Origin of the sequence: Bradyrhizobium sp. HKCCYLRH1030 (assembly GCF_051168395.1) — a bacterium.
Taxonomy (GTDB): Bacteria; Pseudomonadota; Alphaproteobacteria; order Rhizobiales; family Xanthobacteraceae; genus Bradyrhizobium.
The window spans coordinates 91,968-115,232 of the sequence record NZ_JBNPUY010000004.1 but is presented as its reverse complement, the minus strand read 5'-3'; the positions used below and the strand labels follow the sequence as shown (position 1 = coordinate 115,232).

At 64.8% G+C, this 23,265-nt stretch carries 14 protein-coding genes; 8 read left to right on the top strand and 6 right to left on the bottom strand.

The features are described 5' to 3' along the window. Positions 1–23: 23 nt before the first annotated feature. Positions 24–848, top strand: coding sequence for an HAD family hydrolase (locus ACQR1E_RS13640; RefSeq protein WP_316226454.1), 825 nt, complete (start codon positions 24–26; stop codon positions 846–848). Positions 849–859: 11 nt separating this feature from the next. On the opposite strand, the gene ACQR1E_RS13635 is transcribed toward ACQR1E_RS13640, so the two are convergent. Next, positions 860–2,671: a glycoside hydrolase family 15 protein gene (locus ACQR1E_RS13635; RefSeq protein ID WP_434897168.1), complete on the bottom strand. Its 1,812-nt coding sequence runs from the start codon at positions 2,669–2,671 to the stop codon at positions 860–862. A 41-nt stretch (positions 2,672–2,712) separates the two neighbouring features. Next, on the bottom strand, positions 2,713–4,665 hold the full coding sequence (gene malQ / locus ACQR1E_RS13630) for a 4-alpha-glucanotransferase (RefSeq protein WP_316201588.1): 1,953 nt from the start codon (positions 4,663–4,665) through the stop codon (positions 2,713–2,715). Between the two features lie 355 nt (positions 4,666–5,020). Here malQ and treS point away from each other — a divergent pair, with 355 nt between their 5' ends. From treS to treY, 5 genes are read left to right on the top strand one after another with little or no spacing between them, the layout of a single operon-like run. Then, complete coding sequence (gene treS / locus ACQR1E_RS13625; RefSeq protein WP_434897167.1) at positions 5,021–8,326, top strand: maltose alpha-D-glucosyltransferase; 3,306 nt, start codon at positions 5,021–5,023, stop codon at positions 8,324–8,326. Continuing rightward, positions 8,323–10,461, top strand: coding sequence for a 1,4-alpha-glucan branching protein GlgB (glgB, locus tag ACQR1E_RS13620; RefSeq protein WP_434897166.1), 2,139 nt, complete (start codon positions 8,323–8,325; stop codon positions 10,459–10,461). The genes treS and glgB overlap by 4 nt, the downstream gene beginning before the upstream one ends. Positions 10,462–10,465: 4 nt before the next feature. Next, a complete protein-coding gene (gene glgX / locus ACQR1E_RS13615; RefSeq protein ID WP_315750201.1) occupies positions 10,466–12,541 on the top strand; it encodes a glycogen debranching protein GlgX in 2,076 nt (691 codons plus the stop codon). After that, on the top strand, positions 12,538–14,304 hold the full coding sequence (treZ, locus tag ACQR1E_RS13610; RefSeq protein WP_434897165.1) for a malto-oligosyltrehalose trehalohydrolase: 1,767 nt from the start codon (positions 12,538–12,540) through the stop codon (positions 14,302–14,304). Before glgX ends, treZ begins: the two co-directional genes overlap by 4 nt. Position 14,305: 1 nt before the next feature. Then, a complete protein-coding gene (treY, locus tag ACQR1E_RS13605; protein WP_434897164.1) occupies positions 14,306–17,104 on the top strand; it encodes a malto-oligosyltrehalose synthase in 2,799 nt (932 codons plus the stop codon). Here treY and ACQR1E_RS13600 read toward each other — a convergent pair whose 3' ends face one another. Beyond that, the gene (locus tag ACQR1E_RS13600; RefSeq protein ID WP_315717996.1) at positions 17,105–17,416 is read right to left on the bottom strand and encodes a polyhydroxyalkanoic acid system family protein; all 312 of its coding nucleotides are present in this window, start codon (positions 17,414–17,416) and stop codon (positions 17,105–17,107) included. A 170-nt stretch (positions 17,417–17,586) separates the two neighbouring features. On the opposite strand from ACQR1E_RS13600, the gene ACQR1E_RS13595 reads away from it, so the two are divergent. Then, the gene (locus ACQR1E_RS13595) at positions 17,587–17,751 is read left to right on the top strand and encodes a DUF3309 family protein (RefSeq protein WP_006614022.1); all 165 of its coding nucleotides are present in this window, start codon (positions 17,587–17,589) and stop codon (positions 17,749–17,751) included. A gap of 95 nt (positions 17,752–17,846) precedes the next feature. On the opposite strand, the gene ligD is transcribed toward ACQR1E_RS13595, so the two are convergent. Further along, positions 17,847–20,537, bottom strand: coding sequence for a DNA ligase D (gene ligD / locus ACQR1E_RS13590; RefSeq protein ID WP_434897163.1), 2,691 nt, complete (start codon positions 20,535–20,537; stop codon positions 17,847–17,849). A 640-nt stretch (positions 20,538–21,177) separates the two neighbouring features. Here ligD and ACQR1E_RS13585 point away from each other — a divergent pair. Then, complete coding sequence (locus ACQR1E_RS13585; RefSeq protein ID WP_434844510.1) at positions 21,178–22,059, top strand: Ku protein; 882 nt, start codon at positions 21,178–21,180, stop codon at positions 22,057–22,059. Positions 22,060–22,296: 237 nt separating this feature from the next. On the opposite strand, the gene ACQR1E_RS13580 is transcribed toward ACQR1E_RS13585, so the two are convergent. Both ACQR1E_RS13580 and ACQR1E_RS13575 read right to left on the bottom strand, forming a co-directional pair. Further along, positions 22,297–22,575 (bottom strand): DUF6496 domain-containing protein, encoded by a 279-nt coding sequence (locus ACQR1E_RS13580; RefSeq protein WP_315750196.1) that lies wholly within the window; start codon positions 22,573–22,575, stop codon positions 22,297–22,299. Between the two features lie 183 nt (positions 22,576–22,758). Then, positions 22,759–22,938: a hypothetical protein gene (locus tag ACQR1E_RS13575; protein WP_315738670.1), complete on the bottom strand. Its 180-nt coding sequence runs from the start codon at positions 22,936–22,938 to the stop codon at positions 22,759–22,761. Positions 22,939–23,265: the final 327 nt, after the last annotated feature.

Sequence of the window (23,265 nt, the reverse complement as noted above, 5' to 3'; positions counted from 1 at the left end):
CCGCGAACAGGAAGGGCTGGCTCATGACCCGCATCGCTCTCGTCGTATCCGACGTCGACGGCACGCTGCTGACCAAGGACAAGGTTCTGACCGAGCGGGCCGCGAAGGTGGCGCGACGGCTGCACGAATGTGGCGTCGCCTTCACGCTCACCTCGAGCCGCCCAGCGATCGGAATGCGCTTTCTGATCGAGCCGCTGCAGATCAGCCTTCCGGTCGGCCCGTTCAACGGCAGCTCGATCATCGACGCCGATATGCGCCCGCTCGAGCAGAGCCTGATCCCGCCCGCCGCCGCCGCGCGCTGCGTCGATCTTCTCCAACAATCCAGGGTCGACATCTGGGTCTTCACCAATGATGCCTGGCTGACGCGCAATCCGGACGGCGAATACGTCCCGAACGAGCGGCGCGCGATACGCGCGGAGCCGACGATCGTCGACGATTTCTCCCCCTATCTGTCGAACGCCTGCAAGATCGTCGGCGCCAGCAGCGATTTCGAGCTGCTGGCGCACTGCGAGAGCCAGATGCAGCAGACGCTGGGGACCGAGGCGACGGCGGTCCGCTCGCAGAGCTACTATCTCGACATCACTCCGCCCGGGCGCAACAAGGGCACCTTCGTCACGGCGATGGCCAAGCGGCTCGGCGTTCCGCTCGACCAGGTCGCGACCATCGGCGACATGCACAATGATGTCGCGATGTTCGAGGTGAGCGGATTGTCGATCGCCATGGGCAATGCCAGCGACGAGGTGAAGAGCAAAGCCAAGCGCATCACCACGTCCAACCAGGACGAAGGCTTTGCCAATGCCATGGAGATGATCCTGGCGGAAAACGCGCAAGGCTCTTCCGCAGGCTGACGCGCGGCAGCTCAGGCTCCCGACCGCTGCCTTGCGGGTTTGTCGCTGGCCTTCTTGGCGCTGCTCAGATTTTGCGCCGTGTTGATCAGCGCGATATGGGTCAGCGCCTGGGGAAAGTTGCCGGTCTGCCGCCGTGCCTCGGTGTCGTATTCTTCGGCCAGCAGTCCAACGTCGTTGGCGATGTTCACCACGCGGCGGAACAGCGTCTCGGCCTTCTCCGTATCGCCCGCCAGGACATGGGCGTCGGCCAGCCACAGCGTGCAGGCCAGGAACGCGCCTTCGATCGGCTGCTGCTCGTCCGGCGGGACCTCGCGCGGATCGTGCCGGAGCACGAAGCCGTCCCGCAGCAGATGCTCCTCAATCGCGTCGACCGTGCCGCGAATGCGCGAATCGGAGCACGGCAGGAAGCCGACCGCCGGCAACAGCAGCAGGCTGGCATCGAGCAGCCGCGAGCCATAGGACTCGACGAAGCTGCCGAGGCTTTCGTCGTAGCCCTTGGCGCAGACATCGCGATGAATCGTCTCGCGCAGCCGCCGCCAGCGCTCCAGCGGCGCCTTGAACCCGAATTTCTCCGCGCTCTTGATCGCGCGATCGAACGCCACCCAGGTCATCACCTTGGAGAACACGTAGTGACGGCCATCGCCGCGGCGTTCCCAGATGCCGTGGTCGGGCTGGTCCCAGACGTCGGTGAGATGGTCGAGCACCGCGCATTCCAGGTCCCAGGTGCCGTCGTCCAGCTTGAGCTTGGTCATGCGGGCCTGATGGAAGGCATCCATCAGCTCGCCGTAGACGTCGAGCTGGAGCTGCGCATGCGCGGCATTGCCGATCCGCACCGGCTGGGCACCCTCGTAGCCCGGCAGCCACTCGGCCTCCCACTCCATCAGCCGCCGCTGGCCCATGATGCCATACATGATCTGCATGTAGGCGGGAGCGCCGGCCGCGGCGCGCAGCAGCCAGTTGTGCCAGGCCAGCGCTTCCTCGGTGTAACCCGAGTTCATCAACGCGAGCAGCGTGAACGTCGCGTCACGCAGCCAGCAGAATCGGTAGTCCCAATTGCGCCGGCCGCCGAGCTTCTCCGGCAGCGAGGTGGTCGGCGCCGCGACGATGCCGCCGGTCGGCGCGTAGGTGAGCGCCTTCAAGGTGATCAGCGAGCGCATCACGAGTGCGCGATGCTCGCCCTGATAGGTGCAGCGCCGCGACCAGTCGGCCCAGAACGTTTCGGTGTCATCCAGCGCCTGATCCGGATCGATCGCCTTGGGCGCCGGCAGATGCGACGGACCGTAGGTGAGCACGAAAGGCACGGTTTCGCCGGCAGCGACCTCGAACTCCGCCACCGTGGTCATGTCCGCGCCGCGGGTCGCGACGGGCGTATGCAGCACCGCCATGTCCTGGCCGCAGATGGCGAGCAGCGCGGAGCGATCCTCGGAACGCTTGACCCAGGGAATCTCGATGCCGAACCCGAAGCGGATGATCAGCTCCATCCGCATGGCGACCCGGCCGGAGACGCCGCGGACCAGCCGAACGACATCGGAGGCCCTGCCCCGCGGCGGCATGAAATCGATCATCTCGACGGTGCCGGTCGCAGTTTCGTATCGTGTCTCAAGGATGAGGCTGTCGCCGCGATAACGTCGAGACGTCGATCGGACGACGCCGCGCGGCTCGATCAGCCAGCGGCCGTGGCTGCGATCACCCAGCAGGCCGGCGAAACAGGCGTCGGAATCGAACGCCGGCCAGCACAGCCAGTCGATCGACCCGTTCCGGCTCACCAGGGCAGCCGTCTCACAATCGCCAATCAGGGCGTAGTCTTCGATCCTGCAGGACATTTGGCATCCGCGTGCAACTGCCCCCCAGCAATCCCCCCGTTCTAAACGCCGGCCGGGCTGATCCGTTCGGCGGTCGCCGCCTTCAACGCCGCGACGCTGGTCGCACCGGCGATGTCCTCGAGCTTGATCGGCATCTTGCGGCGCCAGTTCGGATGCTCGTCGATCGTGCCGGGAATATTGGGCTGATCGACCACCTCCAGCAGATCCTCCAGGGAAATCACCAGCAGCCGGGACCGCGTCCGCGACAGGAAGGCGATCGCTGAGTGGACGTCGTTGGCTTGAATGCCGTGTTGGCGGAGCACCTCGTCCCAGAGCCCCAACGCATCCCAGCGATCCTGGTCGCTTTCACCGGGATCGATGCCCAGCCCGCGTTTGGTCTTGAGATCGCCGAACGAGCGCCAGCCGGCGTAGGTCGAGAGGTCGTGGGTATTCAGCGTCACCAGCGCGTTCGGCGGATAGAAGTCGACATCGCGGAAGCGGCCGTTGTCGTCGCGTTCGAAGATCATCACCTTGTAGGACCACAATCCCCAATCGGCCATCTGTTCGCGAAAGCCCTCCGGCACGGTGCCGAGATCCTCGCCGATGACGATGCATTCATTGGCGACGCTCTCGATGACGGTCGCGGCCAACAGCGCCTCGAACGGCATCTGCACGTACGCGCCCTGCTTGGCCGGAAATCCGTGCGGCACCAGATAGAGTCGCTTCAAACCGAGCACATGGTCGAGCCGGATCGCGCCGGCATGCCGCATCGACGCCCGAACCATCTCCCGGAACGGCTCGAAATTCTTCAGCGCCAGTCCGGGCGCGTTGAACCCGGCGAGCCCCCAGTTCTGCCCGACCGTGTTCAAGGGATCGGGGGGCGCCCCAACCGAGAGCGTGCGCGAAATGGCGCCCTGCTCGTTCCAGGCATCGAAGCCGTCGGATTGAACGCCGACCGCGACGTCGAGATACAAGCCGACCTTCATTCCCAGCCGATGCGCGAGATCCCGGCAATGGCGCAATTGTCGCTCGGCGAGCCATTGCACATAGGCGATGAACTCGGCCTCCCTCCGGTCGGGGCCGCTGAGCAGCGCCGCGCAGCGCGCAGCATCGGGCTGCCGCCACTCCTCGGGCCAGTCCCACCAGGGCTTCTGGAAGCGATGCCGCAACACCTCGAAGCAGGTGAAGCGGGCCAGCAGCTCGCCACGCTCGGCCCGATAGGCCTTGAACTCCGCAGCGGCCGCGGCGTCGGGCGCAGCCATGAAAGCGTCGAAGGCGGCACGCAGGGCCGGCCATTTCAACGCCGCCACACCCTTGTAGTCCACCAGCTCGGCCTGCCGCAGCGGCTCCAGCACCTTGCTGCCGGGCCCCTTCGCGAAGCCCGGGGCCTGCTCGACATCGACATAGAGCGCATTCAGGAACAGCCGGCTGTTCGGCGCATAAGGGCTGAAATCGCCCGGCCGATCGTCGAACAGCGCGTGCAACGGATTGAGGCCGACGCCATCGGCGCCGAGTTCGGCGCAAAGCGTGATGAGATTGGCAAGGTCGGTGAAATCGCCCATGCCCCAGTTGCGGCCGGATCGAATGCCGTAGAGCTGCACCGCCAGCAGCCAGACACGGTCGAAATCACCGGCGAAGGCCTTCGCCGGTGCGACGAGCAGCGGCAGCTCCTCGCGGTACGACGACGCATCCGCCAGCTCGAGGCGGTAGCTGCCGACCGGCAGATCACCCGGCCACTCGACCAGGGCCTCGCCGGCGTCTCCCTTCGCGATCTCAGCGTCGCCACGCCTGATGGTCCACCTGACCGGCAGCTTCGCCGCCTCGGTCAGGCGGCTGCGCGCGGGCTGCCCGGAGCGAATCACCACCGCATCGCTCAGCAGCCGATGCGGCGTGGGCCGGGGAAAGGCCTCCACGATGATCTTGAGGGCCGCTTCGTCGGTCACACGACGGTGCCCCTGACCATCGTAGAATTCTGTCAGGATTCCGAGACTATGGGCTTCGCTGTAGAGATCCATTCGGCACGCGATCTGGACGTAACGGGAAGTCGTACGTCGTAAAATTGTTGTGGGACGGCAAGAGGATAAGCCCCTAACGCCGCGGCAAGGCCGTCGTTCCCCGGGGAACAAAACGAGCCTTGCGGCTTTGTAATTGGGGTCGTCTCGGTTTCTAGCGAACCGGGACGCCGTTTTATTGTCAATGGCATCACCGTGAACAAATTTGCGCACACGTTCGAGAGCGTCGCCCTCAAAGACGCTTTCTCCCCTATTCTGCCCTCTTTTGAGGAGAGCCGCATCTGTCGAGGCCGAGACATCTTTCGAGACGCCTCCGATCGCAGCCGCATCATCATCCTCTCTCCTAGGTGAGGGCCTCATGAACCTGATGTCATCCCTGGATTCGCCCAGCCTGCAGACCGAGCCCGACGGCGACGGTCTCTGGTACAAGGACGCGATCATCTATCAGCTGCACGTCAAGGCGTTCGCCGACAGCAACAATGACGGCGTCGGCGACTTCGCCGGCCTGACCGACAAGCTGGACTATCTGCAGGACCTCGGCGTCACCACGCTGTGGCTGTTGCCGTTCTACCCCTCGCCCGGCCGCGACGACGGCTACGACATCGCCGACTACGGCAGCATCAATCCCGATTTCGGGACGATGAAGGAGTTCAAGCGCTTCATCCAGGAAGCCAAGCGGCGCGGCCTGCGGGTGATCACCGAACTCGTCGTCAACCACACCTCCGACCAGCATCACTGGTTCAAGCGCGCCCGGCGCAGCCCGCCCGGCTCCAGCGCCCGCAACTGGTACGTCTGGAGCGACACCGACCAGAAATATCTCGGCACCCGAATCATCTTCACCGATACCGAGAAGTCCAACTGGACCTGGGACCCGGAGGCCGGCCAGTTCTACTGGCACCGCTTCTTCTCGCACCAGCCGGACCTCAACTTCGACAATCCACGCGTGGTCAACGCGATCGTCCAGGTGATGAAGCGCTGGCTCGATGCCGGCGTCGACGGCTTCCGGCTCGACGCCATTCCCTATCTCTGCGAACGCGACGGCACCAACAACGAGAACCTCCCGGAGACGCATGCGATCATCAAGCGCCTGCGCGTCGAGCTCGACAATTACGCCAAGGATAAGCTGCTGCTGGCCGAGGCCAACCAGTGGCCCGAGGACGTGCAGGAGTATTTCGGCCAGGGCGACGAGTGCCACATGGCCTACCACTTCCCGCTGATGCCGCGCATCTACATGGCGATCGCCCAGGAGGACCGCTTCCCGATCACCGACATCCTTCGCCAGACGCCCGACATCCCCGCGACCTGCCAATGGGCGCTGTTCCTGCGCAACCATGACGAGCTGACCCTGGAGATGGTGACCGACGTCGAGCGCGACTATCTGTGGTCGACCTACGCCAACGATCCGCGCGCACGCATCAATGTCGGCATCCGCCGCCGCCTCGCGCCGCTGATGGACAACGACCGGCGCAAGATCGAGCTGATGAACTCGCTGCTGATGTCGTTCCCCGGCACGCCGATCATCTATTACGGCGACGAGATCGGGATGGGTGACAACATCTATCTCGGCGACCGCAACGGCGTACGAACGCCGATGCAATGGACGCCCGACCGCAATGGGGGCTTCTCGCGCGCCGACCCGGCGCGGCTCTACGCGCCGATGATCATGGACCCGGTGTACGGCTACGAGGCGGTCAATGTCGAGGCGCAGTCGCGCAGCCTGTCGTCGCTTTTGAACGCCACCAAGAAGCTGATCTCGGTGCGCAAGTCGACGCTGGCCTTCGGCAGGGGCACCATGACCTTCATCCGCCCGGCCAACCGGTCGGTTCTGGCCTATGTCCGCCAATACAAGGACGAGGTCATCCTCTGCGTCGCCAACCTGTCGCGCTCGGCGCAGGCGACCGAGCTCGATCTCTCGCCATTCAAGGATCGCGTCCCGATCGAAATGCTCGGCCGCTCGCGCTTTCCCGCCATCGGCGAACTGCCTTACATGATCACGCTCGCGCCCTACGGATTCTACTGGTTCCAGCTCAAGGAGCGCGAGAAGTCGGAGCCCATCATCCAGCGCGCGGTACCGGAGTTCGAGACGCTGGTCGTGCCGCTCGGCTCGACCTGGGTATCGCTGGCTCGCACTCGCAGCGTGTTCGAACGCGACGTTCTGCCCGGTCATCTGGCGCGCGCACGATGGTACCCCGAGCGCTCGGCGGACGCGATCCATCCGACGCTGACCTCGGCGATCCCGTTCTGCGACATCGGCGACAACCGGCCCTGGCTGATCTTCTTCAAGGCCGCCGAGCGCGACGAGAAGCGGCGCTATCTGCTGCCGATGCAGATCGAGTGGGTGCGTTTCGATCGCGATCGCTACAATCCGCAGGCCTTCGCCGCCGTGCGCCAGGGCGCCCGCGAGGGAACGCTGCTCGATGCAGCGACGAGCCCGATCTTTCTTGCGCTGCTCCTGCACAATCTGAAGCAAGCGTTGACGGTCGAGGAAAACGGGGTGCGCCTCGAATTCCGGCCGACGTCGCGGTTTCCCGACAAGCAGATCCGCGAATCGGAGCAGGTGCGCGTGGTCGAGACCGACCGCTGCAGCAGCAAGGCGGTGGTCAACAACGAGTTCTTCATCAAGCTCCGCCGCGAGCTGGAGGCTGGTCCGCACCCGGAGATCGAGATCGGCGGTTTCCTCACGGAAACCGTAGGCTTCGCCAATGTCCCGCCGCTGCTCGGCAGTGTCGAGGTGATCCAGGAGGGCGAGCGGCAGACCGTCGGCTGCGTCCACGGCTTCGTCGAGAACCAGGGCGACGGCTGGACCGTCAGCGCCGCCTATCTCGATCGCTACGTCGACGACCAGCGCGTGTTCGCCGCGAGCGGCGACGAGCGGCAGAGCGAGGAGCTGTCGCCCTATCTGCGCTACATGGCGCAGGCGGGCCGTCGCGTCGGCGAGTTGCATGCGGCGCTCGCCTCGCGCAGCGACATCGTCGATTTCGCGCCCGAGCCCACGAACGCAGATCATCTCGATCACTGGATCGACCGGCTGCGCGGCCAAGCTGACCGGATCCTCACGGGCCTGAGCGAGCGCCGCGATCACCTCAAGGATCCGGAACGAGGGCTGGTCGACCAGGTGCTCGCCAGGCGCGGCGAGCTGTCGGAGCGCCTCAGCAGCTTGATCCCGCACCATATCGGCGGCTGCGACATCCGGCTGCATGGCGATTTCCATCTCGGCCAGATCCTCATCGTCAAGGACGATATTTTCATCATCGACTTCGACGGTGACGAGGAGCAGCCGCTTGCCGAGCGTCGGCGCAAGGCGCCGCCGGCGCGCGACATCGCAGGCTTCCTGCGCTCGATCGATTGCTCGGTCCGCGTCGCCCAGGAGCGCGCCCTGAGGGCGAGCCAGGACGATCACGGCCGTATCGCCGCCGCGCTGTCGGAATGGCGCGACCAGGCCGCGACCGCCTTCTTGGCTGGCTATCGCGAAATCAAGGCCAGTCAGCGCCTCTGGCCGGACGATCCGCATACGGCGGAGGCGCTCCTTAACTTTTTCATGCTGGAAAAAGCCCTCGGAGCGCTCGAATATGATCTGGCTCACCGGCCGGACTGGTTGCGCATCGCATTGAGCAACCTGCTTCGCGTCCTGTCCGAGCCAGCATCAGCCAGCGAGACCTCATGACCCATCTTTCTCCCGAGGCGTTTGCGATCATCGAAGGTCGGCATGCCGACCCGTTTCGCTATCTCGGTCAGCACAATGTCGACGGGCGGACCGTCGTGCGTGCCTTCCTGCCCGAGGCCTCGCGGGTCGAGGTGGTCGGCGAGCACGGCGAAGTCTCGCCGCTGACGCGCATCCATGATGCCGGCCTGTTCACCGGGACCATGCCGTCGCTGCAGCGCTATCGGCTTCGGGCGACATTCGGCGACCACGTCACCGACCTCGAAGATCCTTATCGTTTCCTGCCGATCCTGAGCGACTTCGACCTGCATCTGCTCGGCGAAGGCAATCATGAGCGGCTCTACGACAAGCTCGGCGCGCATCCAATGGTGCTCGACGGCGTCGATGGCGTCGGCTTCGTCGTGCTCGCGCCGAACGCGCGTCGCGTCAGCGTGGTCGGCGATTTCAACTTCTGGAATGCGCGGCGCCACCCGATGCGGGTCCGCGGCAACGGCTACTGGGAGCTGTTCATCCCCCGCGCCAGGGCCGGCGACCACTACAAGTTCGACATCATCGGCCCGCAGGGCGAGCACCTGCCGCTGAAATCGGATCCGATGGCCTTCGCGGCCGAGATGCGTCCCAAGACCGCATCGATCGTGGTCGACGAGTCCAGCCTGCCGCGACCTCGGCCGGCGCCGCCTGACATCAACAAGCTGAACAGGCCGGTCTCGATCTATGAGGTGCATCTCGGCTCCTGGCGGCGCAAGGACAATAACCAGTGGCTGACCTATCGCGAACTCGCCGAGCAACTGCCGGCCTATGCACGCGACATGGGCTTCACGCACATCGAATTCCTGCCGGTCAGCGAGCACCCGTTCGACGGCTCCTGGGGCTATCAGCCGACCGGCCTGTTCGCGCCGACCAGCCGCTTCGGCAGTCCTGAGGACTTCTGTGCGCTGGTTGATGCGTGCCACCGCGAGGGCCTCGCGGTGTGGCTCGACTGGGTGCCAGGCCATTTCCCGGATGATCCGCACGGCCTCGGCCATTTCGACGGCACCGCGCTGTACGAGCACGCCAACCCGATGCAGGGCCGGCATCTCGACTGGGGCACGCTGATCTACAATTACGGCCGCACCGAAGTCGCCAATTTCCTGCGCTCGAACGCGCTGTTCTGGCTGGAGCGCTACGGCATCGACGGTCTGCGCGTCGATGCCGTCGCCTCGATGCTCTATCTCGACTACAGCCGTCCGTCCGGCGGCTGGATTCCGAACAAATATGGCGGGCGCGAGAACCTCGAGGCCATCGAGTTTCTGCGCCGAACCAATATCGACGTGTTCGGCCATTTCCCGCAAGCGACCACGGCTGCCGAGGAATCCACGGCGTGGCCGCAGGTGTCTCGCCCGGTCGACATGGGCGGGCTCGGTTTCGGCTACAAGTGGAACATGGGCTGGATGCACGACACCTTGCGCTACATCAGCAAGGACCCGATCCACCGCAAATATCACCACGGCGAGATCCTGTTCGGCCTGCACTACGCCTTTTCGGAAAACTTCATCCTGCCGCTGTCGCATGACGAGGTCGTGCACGGCAAGCGCTCCATCCTTGGCCGGATGCCGGGCGACGACTGGCAGCGTTTTGCCAACCTGCGTGCGTATTACAGCTTCATGTTCGGGCATCCCGGCAAGAAGCTCCTGTTCATGGGCTGCGAGCTCGCCCAGGAGCGCGAGTGGAATCACGATGCCTCGCTCGACTGGCATCTGCTCGGCGACGCCAAATATGCCGGCATCCAGGCCCTGATCCGCGACCTCAACCACCTCTACCGCAACGTGCCGGCGCTGCATGAGCGGGACTGCGAGCCGGACGGCTTCGAGTGGTTGATGACCGACGACTCCGACCGAAACGTCTTCGCCTGGGTGCGCAAGGGCTTCGATGAGCACGCGCGCTGCGTCGTCGTCGTGAACTTTTCGCCCAACGTGTATTACAATTACCGGGTCCGCGTGCCGTTCGGCGGCAGATGGAGGGAAGCTTTCAATTCCGACTCCCTGCATTATGGCGGCAGCAATGTCGGCAACGTCGGCCAGGTCCATGCCTCTGAAGAACACCAGCTCAACCTCATCCTCCCGCCCATGGCAGCGGTATTTCTCCTCCCGGAAGCCTGACGCAATGCGCCTGGCCGCTGGAAGCCACGCCCGTCTCGGAGCAACCTGGGACGGGCGGGGGACCAATTTTGCCCTGTTCTCCGCCAATGCCGAGAAGGTCGAGCTCTGCCTGTTCGACAGCCAGGGCCGGCGCGAGATCGAGCGCATCGAACTGCCGGAGCGGACGGAGGATGTCTGGCACGGCTATCTCAACGATGTCTCGCCGGGGCAGCTCTATGGCTACCGTGTCTACGGTCCTTACGAGCCGGAGCAGGGCCACCGCTTCAATGCCAACAAGCTGCTGCTCGACCCCTATGCCAAGCGGCTCGCCGGCCGGCTGGTCTGGAGCGACGCCCATTTCGCCTACCGCGCCGGCTCGCCGCGCGAGGATCTCTCGTTCGACCGGCGCGACAACGCCCGCGGCATGCCCAAGGCTGTCGTCATCGACGAGACCTTCAACTGGGGCCGGCGCGAAATGCGGCCGCAGATCCCGTGGGAGGACACGATCATCTACGAGGCCCATGTCAAGGGCCTGACCAACAAGCGCGACGACGTCCCACCCAATCTGCGCGGCACCTATGGCGGGCTGTCGTCGCCGGCGATGATCAAGCATCTGAAGCGGCTCGGCGTCACGACGATCGAGCTGCTTCCCATCCACGCCTTCATCGACGACCGCATGCTGGTCGAGAAGAAGCTGGTCAACTACTGGGGCTACAACACGATCTCGTTCTTCGCGCCGGAGCTTCGCTACGCGCAGGACAATCCGCTCGATGCCTTCCGGACGACGGTGGCAAGGCTGCACGATGCCGGCATAGAGGTCATGCTCGACGTCGTCTACAACCATACCGCCGAGGGCAACCATCTCGGACCCACCCTGTGCTATCGCGGCATCGACAACGCGTCCTACTACTGGCTGAAGCCCGACAATCCGCGCTTCTACGACGACTTCACCGGCTGCGGCTCGTCCGTTAACCTGACGCACCCGCGTGTGCTCCAGATGGTGATGGACTCGCTGCGCTACTGGGTCGAGGTCTGCCACGTCGACGGCTTCCGCTTCGACCTTGCCACCACCCTGGCGCGCGAGAAGCACGGCTTCGACCGGCGCAGCGGCTTTCTCACCGCGATCCGCCAGGACCCGGTACTGGCGAGCGTCAAGCTGGTCGCAGAGCCCTGGGACGTCGGTCTCGGCGGCTATCAGGTCGGCGCATTCCCCTCGCAATGGTCCGAATGGAACGACCGCTATCGTAGCGCCATGCGTCGCTACTGGAGCGGCGAAGGCAGCCTGATCGGCGAGGTGTCGAGCCGCATGACCGGCTCGTCCGACATCTTCAACCATGACGGCCGCACCCAGCGCGCCAGCGTCAATCACGTCACCGTCCATGACGGGTTCACGCTGGCCGATCTCTTCAGCTATAACAGCAAGCACAATGAAGCGAACGGCGAGGACAATCGCGACGGCTCCAACGACAACCACAGCAACAATTTCGGTCATGAGGGGCCGACCGACGACGTGACGATCACGGCGCTGCGACGGCAGTCGCGCAAGAACCAGCTCGCCTGTCTGTTCCTCGCGCAGGGCCTGCCGCTGCTGCTCGCAGGCGACGAGGTCGGCAACTCGCAGCATGGCAACAACAACGCCTATTGCCAGGACAACGAGGTCGGCTGGGTGGACTGGAGCGGCATGGGCCGCGAGGGCGATGATCTCATCGACTTCATCGCGCACATGACCGAGCTGCGCCGCCGCTTCGGCCAGATTCGCGCGCGCCGCTGGCTCGATGGCCGCCGCCCGGACGGCAGCTTCGGCGTGCTGTGGCTGACGCCTTCGGCGGAGGAGATGACGCAAACCGACTGGACCTTTCCCGACGGACGATTTCTCGCCTATGTGCTCGCTCCGGTGGAACAGGAACAGGCTCCGATCTTTATCGTTCTGAACGCGGCCCCCGAAGAGATCGGATTCAAATTGCCCAAGCTTGCCGAGTACAAGACGTGGCAACAGGTCCTGAACACCACCGAAGCCCAGCAGACGCCGATCGACTTCGCGTCCGGTGCGGACCTCAAGGCCCCGTCCCGCTCCGTGCTGGCGTATGCGGGCCAGTCATGAACGGCCGTCAATTCGGACCTCGGCTCACGCAGGACGGCACGACGTTCCGGCTGTGGGCGCCTGCCGCCAGGCGCGTCGATCTGATCCTCGACGTCAAGCATGAGATGCAACGCGGGGATGGCGGTTGGTATTCGCTCGACGTCGCCGGCGTCGGCGCCGGCACGCGGTATAAGTTCCGTATTGACGATGAGCTCGACGTTCCAGATCCCGGCTCGGATTTCCAGCCGGAGGATGTCTCCGGCCCGAGCGAAATCATCGACCACCGTGCCTACACCTGGCGCTCCGAAAACTGGCGCGGTCGTCCATGGCAGGATGCCGTGTTCCTCGAAAGCCATGTCGGCACCTTCACGACGGAAGGCACCTACCGCGCAATGATCGACAAGCTCGATCATCTCGTCGAAACCGGCATCACCGCGCTCGAACTGATGCCGCTGGCGGACTTCGCCGGCTCCCGCAACTGGGGCTATGACGGCGTGCTGCTCTACGCGCCGGACAGCGTCTATGGGCGTCCCGATGATCTGCGCGCGCTGATCGACGAGGCGCATCTGCGTGGCATCATGGTGTTTCTCGACGTCGTCTACAATCACTTCGGCCCGGAGGGAAACTACATCGGCCGCTATGCGCCGACCTTCTTCACCGACGCGCATACGCCGTGGGGCAGCGCGATCGACTACCGGCTCTCCGAAGTGCGCGCCTTCGCGATTCAGAACGCGTTGCATTGGCTGACGGACTATCGCTTCGACGGCCTGCGCTTCGACGCCGTGAATCACATCCTGTCCAACGAGGGTGAGATCCCGATGCTGCACGATCTCAGCGCCGCCGTGGGCAAGCTGGTCGAAGCAACCGGGCGGCACATCCATCTCGTGCTCGAAAACGGCGACAACCGCGCCAGCATGTTGGATTCCGCAGAGGAGCCGCCGCGCGGCAAATTTCGCGCGCAGTGGAACGACGACTATCATCACGCCTGGCACGTGATCCTGACCGGCGAGAGCGGCGGCTATTACGGCGACTACCAGCAGGCGCCGCGCCGCGATCTCGCTCGCGCGCTCGCCTCCGGCTTCGTCTACCAAGGCGAACCCGCGGCATTCTGGGGCGGCGATCCGCGGGGCGAGCCGAGCGGTCATCTGGCCCCCGGCGCGTTCGTCAACTTCCTGCAGAACCACGACCAGATCGGCAACCGCGTGTTCGGCGACCGCCTGGAGGCGCTGGCGTCGCCGGAAGGGATCGCGGCGGCACTCGCGGTGACGCTGCTCGCGCCCACCGTCCCGATGCTGTACATGGGCGAGGAATGGGGCTCGAAGCAGCCGTTCCCGTTCTTCTGCGACTTCCAGGGCGACCTCGCGCATGCCGTGCGCAACGGACGCCGCAGAGAGTACGAGTGGGCGTACGCCAAATATGGCGACGAGGTTCCCGATCCGCTCGACATCGAAACCTTCCAGTCCGCAATCATCGACTGGGACTCCCGCAATGAGTCGCCGGGGCGCGAGCGTCTCGCGCTGGTGCGCGCGCTCCTTGCGGTGCGTCACAAGGAGGTTGCGCCGCGGCTTCCGGGAGCGAAATTCGGCGAGGCGGACGTGACCGATGACGGTCGCCTGAGCGCGCATTGGCTGATGGGCGATGGCAGCCGGCTAAATCTGCTTGCCAACGTCTCCGACAAGGAACTCGCGGCTTCGCCGACCGGCGTCCCGGGCACCCCGATCTGGGGCGGCACGCCTGGAGACCGCCTGCCGCCGTGGTCGGTGTTCTGGAGCATCGGGGGATAGCATGCCTCCGGCCATTCCCCTCGCGACCTATCGCCTGCAGCTCACGGGTGATTTCAACTTCGAATCGGCCGCACGCGTCGTGCCATATCTGAAGGCGCTCGGGATCAGCCACGTCTACGCTTCGCCCTTCATGACGGCGCGGAAGGGCTCGACGCATGGCTACGACATCACCGATCATTCCAAGCTCAATCCCGAGCTCGGCGGCGAGGACGGCTTTGCGAAACTGTGCGCGGCGCTGAAGCAGCACGATCTCGGCCTCATCCTCGACTTCGTGCCGAACCATGTCGGCGTGCATTTCGACGACAATCCATGGTGGCTCGACGTGCTCGAATGGGGCCAGGCTTCGCCGCACGCCGCCTCGTTCGACATCGACTGGGACCAGTTGCCGTACCGCGCGCGCGGCGGCGTGCTGCTGCCGATCATCGGCACCTCCTACGGCCACGCGCTCGAACATGGCGACATCGAGCTGCGCTACGACCCCGACGAAGGCTCGTTCTCCTGCTGGTACTTCGAACATCGGCTGCCGATCGCGCCCGAGCGCTATGGCGAGGTATTGCGCATCATCGTCAAGGAGGCCGGTGAGGAGAGCAGCGAGGCCGGCAAGGCGATCCTCGACCTGGCGTCGCGCTATCGCGGCTTGCGCCATCCGAACCGCAAGGAAGCGCCGGTGCTCAAGGCGGCCCTCAAGGCCATTCCCGGCGCGGCCGACGTCATTGCCCAGGGGATCGCAGCCTATAAGGCCGGCGACCGTGGTGCGCAGACGCTCGCTCTGCATCATCTGCTGGAGCGACAGCACTACAAGCTCGGCCATTGGCGGCTTGCGTCCAGCGACATCAACTACCGCCGCTTCTTCGACGTCAACACGCTGGCGGGCCTGCGCGTCGAGGACGCCGGCACGTTCGAGGCTATCCACCGGCTGGTCAAGAAGCTGATCGCGGATGGTCAGTTGCAGGGTCTGCGGCTCGACCATATCGATGGCCTGCGCGATCCCGCACAATATTTTCAGCGCCTGCGCCGGCTGATCCGCGACGCTCGGGGGCCCGCAGCCGGGCCGTTCTACGTCGTCATCGAGAAGATTCTCTGCGAGCACGAGAAGCTGCCGGGTTTTGCCGGCGTGCACGGCACCACCGGCTACGAGTGGATGAACGTCATCACCCAGGTCCTGATCGACGGCAAAGGTCTGGAGCCCTTGGACGAGATCTGGCGCCAGATCAGCAACAAGCCGCCGAAGCTCGCGCCTGTGATTAAGGAGGCCAAGCGGCGCGTGCTGGAGACGCTGCTGACCAGCGAATTCACCGTGCTGACCCGCCTGCTGGCGCGCATCGCCAACGGCCACTACTCGACGCGCGACTATTCGGAAGACATCCTGCGCCAGGCGCTCGAGCTGTATGTTCTTCACTTCCCGGTCTATCGCACCTATCTCACCACAGCCGGCCCGACCGAGACCGACCGCAAGCTGATCGACCACGCCATCGCAGGCGCCCGGGCCGAATGGTTCGCCTCCGACGGCTCGATCTTCGAGTTCCTGCGCGATGCGCTGACCATGGATCTCATCAAGCGCGACCGCAGCACCAACCACAGCGTCCCGCGTGTGCGCCGCTTCGCCCTCAAGGTGCAGCAGCTCACCGGGCCGATGATGGCGAAGTCGCTAGAGGACACCGCCTTCTACCGCTTCCACCGACTGCTCGCGCTCAACGAGGTCGGTGGCGATCCAGCGGCGCATGCTCTGGCGATCGCCGACTTCCACAAGCTGATGCGGGACCGCGCCAGGCATTGGCCGCACGGCATGACCGCCACTGCTACCCACGACACCAAGCGCGGCGAGGATGCGCGCACGCGGCTCGCCGCCATCACCGAGCTGCCCAACGATTGGACGTCCGCAATGGCGCGCTGGAAGACCTTGAACGCGCCGCACGTCATCACGGATGGCAAGATGCGCGCGCCCTCGGCGGCGTTCGAATACATGCTGTACCAGACGCTCGTCGGCATCTGGCCGGCAAGCGGCACCGATGGCACCCTGCCCGAGCGGCTGCAGGCCTATGCGCTGAAGGCCGCGCGCGAGGGCAAGGAGGAGACCAGCTGGCTCAATCCGAACGAGGCCTATGAGAACGGCCTGCGCGCCTTCATCGACCGCATCCTGGATCGCGAGCGCTCGTCCGAGTTCCTGCAGTCGCTGGAGACGCTTTCCAGGCGACTCGCTTTGCTCGGCGCGCTGAACTCGCTGACCCAGCTCACGCTGAAGGCGACGATGCCCGGCGTGCCGGATTTCTATCAGGGCACCGAGTTCTGGGACCTTTCGATGGTCGATCCGGACAACCGCCGCCCGGTCGATTTCGCTGCGCGTGAGCACGCGCTGCGTGCGTGCGAGACTCCCGACTGGGCCCACCTCGCGGACCATTGGCCGGACGGCCGCATCAAGCTCGCCTGGACGCGGGAGCTGCTGAAACTTCGCAACCAGATGCCCGCCGTGTTCACCGACGGCTCCTACGAGCCGCTCGAGGTGAGCGGACGTCATGCCGATCACGTCATTGCCTTCGCACGGCGGCGTGGGCGCGACGCCGTCGTCGTCGTCACCGTGCGCAACTTTGCACCCTTCACCGACGGTGGCCGGGTGTGGCCCCACGCAGATGGTTTCGAAGCCGAGGTTCATGCCCGCGGCTACATACCGGCGGACATGCAGGACGGCATCCTGGCGGTGTCCTCCATCTTCACGCATTTGCCTGCAGCGGCGATCCCGGCGCGGACCGACGCGGCAGCCCACCCGCCTGGTCGACGTCGGACAGCAGCGGCCCCGACCTGATCAGCTCTTCTTCGTCAACAGCAACTGGCCGCGGCTGCGGATCGCGGATTGCGCCGCCTCGGCAAAGCGCTGCAGCAGCCAGGGCAGCACGACCTCGACACGCACGTGATCGTCGGCGACGTCGACATGGCCCGACGCCGCCTGACCGAGCGCGCGAACGCGAAAGATCATCTTGTCGCCCTCCCAGCGCTCTTCGTCGACCTTCAGGACCGGAACGCTGGTCGCGGCGCGGCTGAGACCGGCCTGGAGCCGGCGCACGGCCTCGTCCTTGCCGAGGCGATGCGGAATGGAAACGACAAGCGGTCTTGACATCGCGATCTCCTGACTAACAACCCTCTCTACGTAGTCATCAGTGGCTACGACCGCAAAGACACACGCTGCATTTTACTTGTTCCCACGCGGAACTTTCGAAGTTCCAACCAGTTTCCTCGGCGAAGGCAGAGCACGTTGTCGCCCCGCTGCCGGGCACTGGAGGGAAGCACATGTCCATCGGAACTATCATCCTCATCATTCTCATCATCGCCCTGCTCGGCGGCTTTTCCGGCATCGGCGGCGGTCCGTTCTACGGCACCGGCTACTACGGCGGCGGCGGCCTCGGCCTGATCATCGTCATCGTGCTGATTCTCGTCCTGCTCGGACGCATCTGATCCGATCGATCTCATAGCCATCCAACTGATCAGCTCGGGCTGACGTGGCCGCGCCACGTCGGCCTGGCCTTGATTGCGCCCCCGCATCGTATCCCTTACACTTCGTTCGCGAGCTTCCTCATCGCCGGCTTGATCGCTCCGGCCGCGTCGTCATAGCCCTCCCACGCCTTGGTCTTGGGCAAGAGCGCCGGCGCGGTTCGGACCGTGTACCGCTCGGGTTCGAGCCCGTTCTTCACCTGCGCCCAGGTCAGCGGCATCGACACGGTGGCGCCTTCGCGAGCGCGCGGCGACAGCACGGCGACCGCCGTCGACATCCGGTCGTTGCGCAGATAGTCGAGGAAGATCTTCCCCTTGCGCAGCTTCTTCGACATGTTGAGCAGGTACTGCTCCGGGCGGTCGTTCGCCATCCATTGGCACACGCCCTGTGCAAACGCCTTCGCTTCGGGCCAGCTCACCTTGTCGCGCGCGCCGTGCAGCAACGGCGTCACCACATGCAGACCCTTGCCGCCCGTGGTCTTGCAGAAGCTATCGAGTCCGAGGCTCTTCAAGCGCTGGCGCATCTCCTTGGCGGCCGCGATCACCTCCTCGAACGCGACGTTCGGCGCCGGATCGAGATCGAACACCAGCCGACCCGGCACGTCATAGGCGTCCGGCGCGCAATTCCATGGATGCAGCTCGACGGCGGCGACCTGGGCCACCGCGATCAATCCCTCGACGCGGTCGATCTGCAGATACGGTTTGCGGTCGCCCGAGACCTTGACCAGCTCCAGCAGGTCGGACATGCCCTGCATGCCGTGCCGCTGGAAGAATTTTTCGCCACCGATGCCATCAGGCGCACGCACGATCGAGCACGGCCGCCCCCTCAGATGCCCGATCATCCAGTTGCCGACGGCTTCCAGATAGGTCGCAAGATCAAGCTTGGTGACGGGCTCGCCGTCGCCCGCGTCCGGCCACAGCGCCTTGTCGGGCTTGGAGATCGCAACGCCCATCACGGTCGCCGAGCCCTTCGCGCGTGACGGCGTCTTGTGCAGCGTGGTGCCGACGGTCGCGACGCTCGCGGCGGCCCGCGCCACCGGCCTGGCAACCTTCGTCGTCACCACCGGCGCCTCGGCAACGACCTCGCGGGCCGGCTTGTCCTCGCGCAGTCCCTTGAACGAGGCCTGCCTGACATTGCCGTCGCCGGTGAAGCCGGCAAACTCGATCTCGGCGACCAGCTCGGGCTTGAGCCAATGCACGTCACGCGTCTTGCGCGGCGCGTTCTTGCCGCTGAACGGGCTCTTGTCGGATGCCGCCGCCTTCAGCGCCGGCATGATCTCCTTCACCGTGTCCTGGCCGAAGCCGGTGCCGACGATCCCGACATAAGCGAGATGATCGTCCTTGTTGACGCCGACCATCAACGATCGGAATTTGCCGTTGGTCGTCTTCCAGCCGCCGATGACGACCTCGTGGCCGGGCCTGGTCTTGGCTTTGGTCCAGCTCTCCGTCCGTCCCGAATGATAGGCCGAGTCCAGCTTCTTGGAGACGATGCCCTCCAGCGACAGCTTGCGTGCGGACTCCAGCACGGCTTCGCCGTCGCTCTCGAAGTGCTCGACGTAGCGGATCCGCGGTGTCTTGCCCTTGATATGCGCCTTCAACAGCTTCGCCAGCCGCGCCTTGCGCTCGCGCAACGGCTGGCGGCGCAGGTCGAACTCCTCGGCGAACATCAGGTCGAAGGCGAAGAAGATCAGCTCGTCGGTTTCACCCGCCGAGATCGCCGCCTGCAGGGCGGAGAAGTTCGGATTGCCGTCCTTGTCGAGCGCGACGATCTCGCCGTCGATGATCGCGTCCGGCAGCTTCGCAGCCTCCTCCGCAATCGCGCCGAACTTGGCGGTCCAGTCCAGGCCCTTGCGGGTCTTCAAGGTCGCCTCGCCGTCCTCGACCCTGATCTGGACGCGGTAGCCGTCGAACTTGATCTCGTGCGCCCAGCCCTCGCCGCTCGGCGGTTGCGCGACCGACGTGCAAAGCTCGGGCGGCACGAAGTCGGGCAGCGACGATACCGTCTTCGGCGCAACGCGGGCCTTGGTGCCGTTTGCCTTGGCGGCCCTCGCCTTCGGTGATGAGGCCTTCGTAATCGGCTTGGTTTCGCTGTCACTGCGGTTGGAGTGCCACACCGCATCCGCGTTCATGCGCTGCGTCTTGGCGAGCATGAACGGCTTCGGCGCCTTGCCCTTGCCGGCCGCGATCTGCTCCATCGTGCGGCCCGAGGCGACCGACTTGTCGGCATCCAGGATATCGTTGGCCTCGCCTTCCCGGGCAAACTCGTCGCGATGCTTGATCAGCAGCCAATTGGTCCGCTTGCCGCCGGTGCGATCGTGGCGCATCCGCACCAGCACCCAGCTGCCATGCAGCTTTTCGCCCTCGAGAGTGAATTTGAGATCGCCCTTCTTGAACCCGCGCTCCGGGTCCTCGCTGTCCCAATAGCCGCGGTCCCACAGCATGACGGTGCCGCCGCCATACTCGCCTTCCGGGATCGTACCTTCGAAATCGCCGTAGTCGAGCGGATGATCCTCGACCTCGACCGCCAGCCGCTTGTCGTGCGGATCGAGCGACGGCCCCTTGGTGACCGCCCACGACTTGAAGACGCCGTCGAATTCGAGCCGCAGGTCGTAGTGCAGGCGCGTTGCGTCATGCTTCTGGATGACGAAGCGCGGCCGCGCCGTACGCGCGACCTTGGCGTCGCCGGACGGCTCCGCCGTCTTGTCGAAATCGCGCTTCTTGCGATAGGTGGAAAGCTTCCCGAGCGCCACGGTGATCCCTCGCGTTGAGTGGTAGCGTAGCAAAGCCGGCGAACTCGTGGAACCGGCCGCATCGGCAGGATAACTTCGGGCAAAGTTCCGCGTTCCCGCGGCTCATGGAGGGCCCAGGCTGTGCTGGCGTCCGCCCTCTGCCAGTCGAGAGGGCGCAGGGAAGGCCGGGAGCTCGCCGCCCCCATGGCCCGCCTGCAGAAAGAAATGCAGGCGGCAGGTACCACAGGTGCAGCCGAGACATCCCGGCCCTCCCTGCGCGACGGCTTTAACGGCTGCTTCGCGTTCTCCCCGGTGCGCCGGGCTTGTTGGCCACCGTGTCGCGACAATGCGCCTGCGCGCATTGCGCTGGATACCAGCATCGGGGTATCAGGACCGCGCGACTTGACCGTGCATGCCGGATTGTTCGTCGGCGCGACTGAATCACGCTGCAACCCGGCACACCCATCGCATTCCGCTGCCGACGTCCGTGACGACCGCGATACGTCCCCTCCGACGCAACGGAACGGGCCGGACCATAATGCTGATTTTACGAAGTCGTCAAGCGAATTATTTTTTCCCGAAGCGACCTTCGCCGGGCCCATGGAACCCACACCGATGCTTGCCCGTTGCAGCCTCGTCCGGATTGTCCAAGGAGACCACGATGGCCCCCCGCGCCTACTGGAAAGGCTCGCTCAAACTCTCGCTCGTCAGCTGCCCCGTCGTGCTCTATCCGGCGTCGACGTCGGTCGAGAAGACGCGCTTCCATCTGATTAACCGCGAGACCGGCAACCGGCTCAAGCAGCAGATGGTGGACGCCGAGACCGGCGACATCGTCGAGGGCGACCAGAAGGGCCGCGGCTATGAACTCGCCAAGGGACAGTATGTCGAGATCGAGCCGGAGGAGCTCGAGGCGGTCCAGATCGAGAGCAACCATACGATCGACATCGACAGCTTCGTGCCGCGCGACGAGATCGACCAGCGCTATCTCAACCACCCCTACTACATCGCCCCCGACGGCAAGGCGGCGCTCGACGCCTTCGCGGTCATCCGCGACGCCATGAAGGACCAGGAGCGCGTGGCGCTGGCGCGGATCGTGCTGACCAACCGTGAGCACGTCATCGCCATCGAGCCGATGGGCAAGGGCATGCTCGGCACCACGCTGCGCTTTCCCTATGAGCTGCGCGACGAAGCCGAGTTCTTCGACGACATCAAGGCGCCGAAGATCAGCAAGGACATGGTCGAGCTGGCCGGCCACATCTTGCAGACCAAGGCAGCTCATTTCGACCCCTCGAAGTTCAAGGATCAGTACGAGACCGCGCTGAAGGCGCTGGTGAAGCGCAAGGCCTCGGGCAAGCCGATCAAGCTGCCAGAGCCGGCGGAGCGGCCCGACAACGTCGTCAGCCTGATGGATGCGCTGAAGCAGAGCCTGAACGGCAAGAGCCGAAAAAAGACAGCGCGTGCGGCGTCGCGGCGGACGAGCACGCATCGACGCCCGGCGAAGAAGGCGCATCGGTCGGCGGCGCGGCAGAGGAAGGCGGGGTGAAAGCCAGCAGCTGCCTGCGTGGCGCAAGCGGCCTCCACACCCACCGCCGTCGTCCCGGCGAACGCCGGGACCCATACTCCGCGGCGGGTGTTGTAAGACAAGACTTGTCCCACATCCCGCGCAATAACATCTCCCTGGGGTTATGGGTCCCGGCGTTCGCCGGGACGACAGCGGAGAATTTTGCGACGGCTGCGGGTCATGGCGTGCGCGATGATCGTAGCCCGAATGATCGCCTCGTCAGCTCTTCTTCGACTTCTTCTTCGTCGTTTTCTTGGTAGTCTTCTTCGTGCTCTTCTTGCTCGCCTTCTTGGCCGTCTTCTTCGCTGAGGCCCTCGCGCTCTTTTTCGCGGGCACCTTCTTGCCTTCGCGGCGCGCCTCCGACAGGCCGATCGCGATGGCCTGCTTGCGGCTCTTGACCTTGCGACCGGAACCGCCGCTGCGCAGCGTGCCGGCCTTGCGCTTCTTCATGGCCCGGCCGACCTTGGCCGATGCCTTGCGCGAGTATTGTCGTGCCATGAACATCCTCCCGATTGCGACACGTAAACCGCGTCGGCGAGACGAAAGTTCCAAAGCGCAAGCTGATGCCGCGTACCTCCACCCATGCTTTCACGATCGCGGGAATCGAAGCCCGCCGATACATCGAGATTCCAATGCAGCTTCGCGCTCGTCGTTTCGATGACGGATAGACCGAGAAGCCAATCAGACGTTCTGATCCGCCGCATGAGGCGCAACTGGACAAGGCGACGTTCCGAATGATGCGTCCCTGGCCTCTTCCTCAGTCAGCAATTTCAGGAGCACCGTCCGCTTGGACTCATCGTTGAATTCAGCGAGACGTTTCCTGAACAGGATGAGGTTCTGCAGATGAATGTATTCTTCCATGACCGACCTCACTGATGGGAGCCAAGAACGACGTCGATGGACGAACGGCAAACGAAATCCAGGTGTGCAATATCTTTGATCTCATCGGGTCTTCCGAACCCGTCAAGGTCTGGATCTTGTGCTGCGATCTCGAACAGTCCCTGCAGGCTGAAAGATCGAACGCGCAGAACCCCTCACCGGGACATAGGCCGGCCTTCATGCCGAAGCGGCACTGCAACGCATCGGGCTGACCTTGATTGAGATGAATTTCGGGCATGATGCTCTTCCCAGTATCGCCGATGACAACCTCTGCGCCGCACTCGGCAGCCTCGCCCCCCCCAAATTCAG

Coding starts and splice junctions, on each gene's coding strand:
- ACQR1E_RS13585 (WP_434844510.1), top strand. CDS start 21,178: ATGGCCCCCCGCGCCTACTGGAAAGGCTCGCTCAAACTCTCGCTCGTC.
- treY (WP_434897164.1), top strand. CDS start 14,306: ATGCCTCCGGCCATTCCCCTCGCGACCTATCGCCTGCAGCTCACGGGT.
- ACQR1E_RS13580 (WP_315750196.1), bottom strand. CDS start 22,575: ATGGCACGACAATACTCGCGCAAGGCATCGGCCAAGGTCGGCCGGGCC.
- glgX (WP_315750201.1), top strand. CDS start 10,466: ATGCGCCTGGCCGCTGGAAGCCACGCCCGTCTCGGAGCAACCTGGGAC.
- glgB (WP_434897166.1), top strand. CDS start 8,323: ATGACCCATCTTTCTCCCGAGGCGTTTGCGATCATCGAAGGTCGGCAT.
- treZ (WP_434897165.1), top strand. CDS start 12,538: ATGAACGGCCGTCAATTCGGACCTCGGCTCACGCAGGACGGCACGACG.
- ACQR1E_RS13575 (WP_315738670.1), bottom strand. CDS start 22,938: ATGGAAGAATACATTCATCTGCAGAACCTCATCCTGTTCAGGAAACGT.
- ACQR1E_RS13595 (WP_006614022.1), top strand. CDS start 17,587: ATGTCCATCGGAACTATCATCCTCATCATTCTCATCATCGCCCTGCTC.
- ACQR1E_RS13600 (WP_315717996.1), bottom strand. CDS start 17,416: ATGTCAAGACCGCTTGTCGTTTCCATTCCGCATCGCCTCGGCAAGGAC.
- treS (WP_434897167.1), top strand. CDS start 5,021: ATGAACCTGATGTCATCCCTGGATTCGCCCAGCCTGCAGACCGAGCCC.
- malQ (WP_316201588.1), bottom strand. CDS start 4,665: ATGGATCTCTACAGCGAAGCCCATAGTCTCGGAATCCTGACAGAATTC.
- ACQR1E_RS13640 (WP_316226454.1), top strand. CDS start 24: ATGACCCGCATCGCTCTCGTCGTATCCGACGTCGACGGCACGCTGCTG.
- ACQR1E_RS13635 (WP_434897168.1), bottom strand. CDS start 2,671: ATGTCCTGCAGGATCGAAGACTACGCCCTGATTGGCGATTGTGAGACG.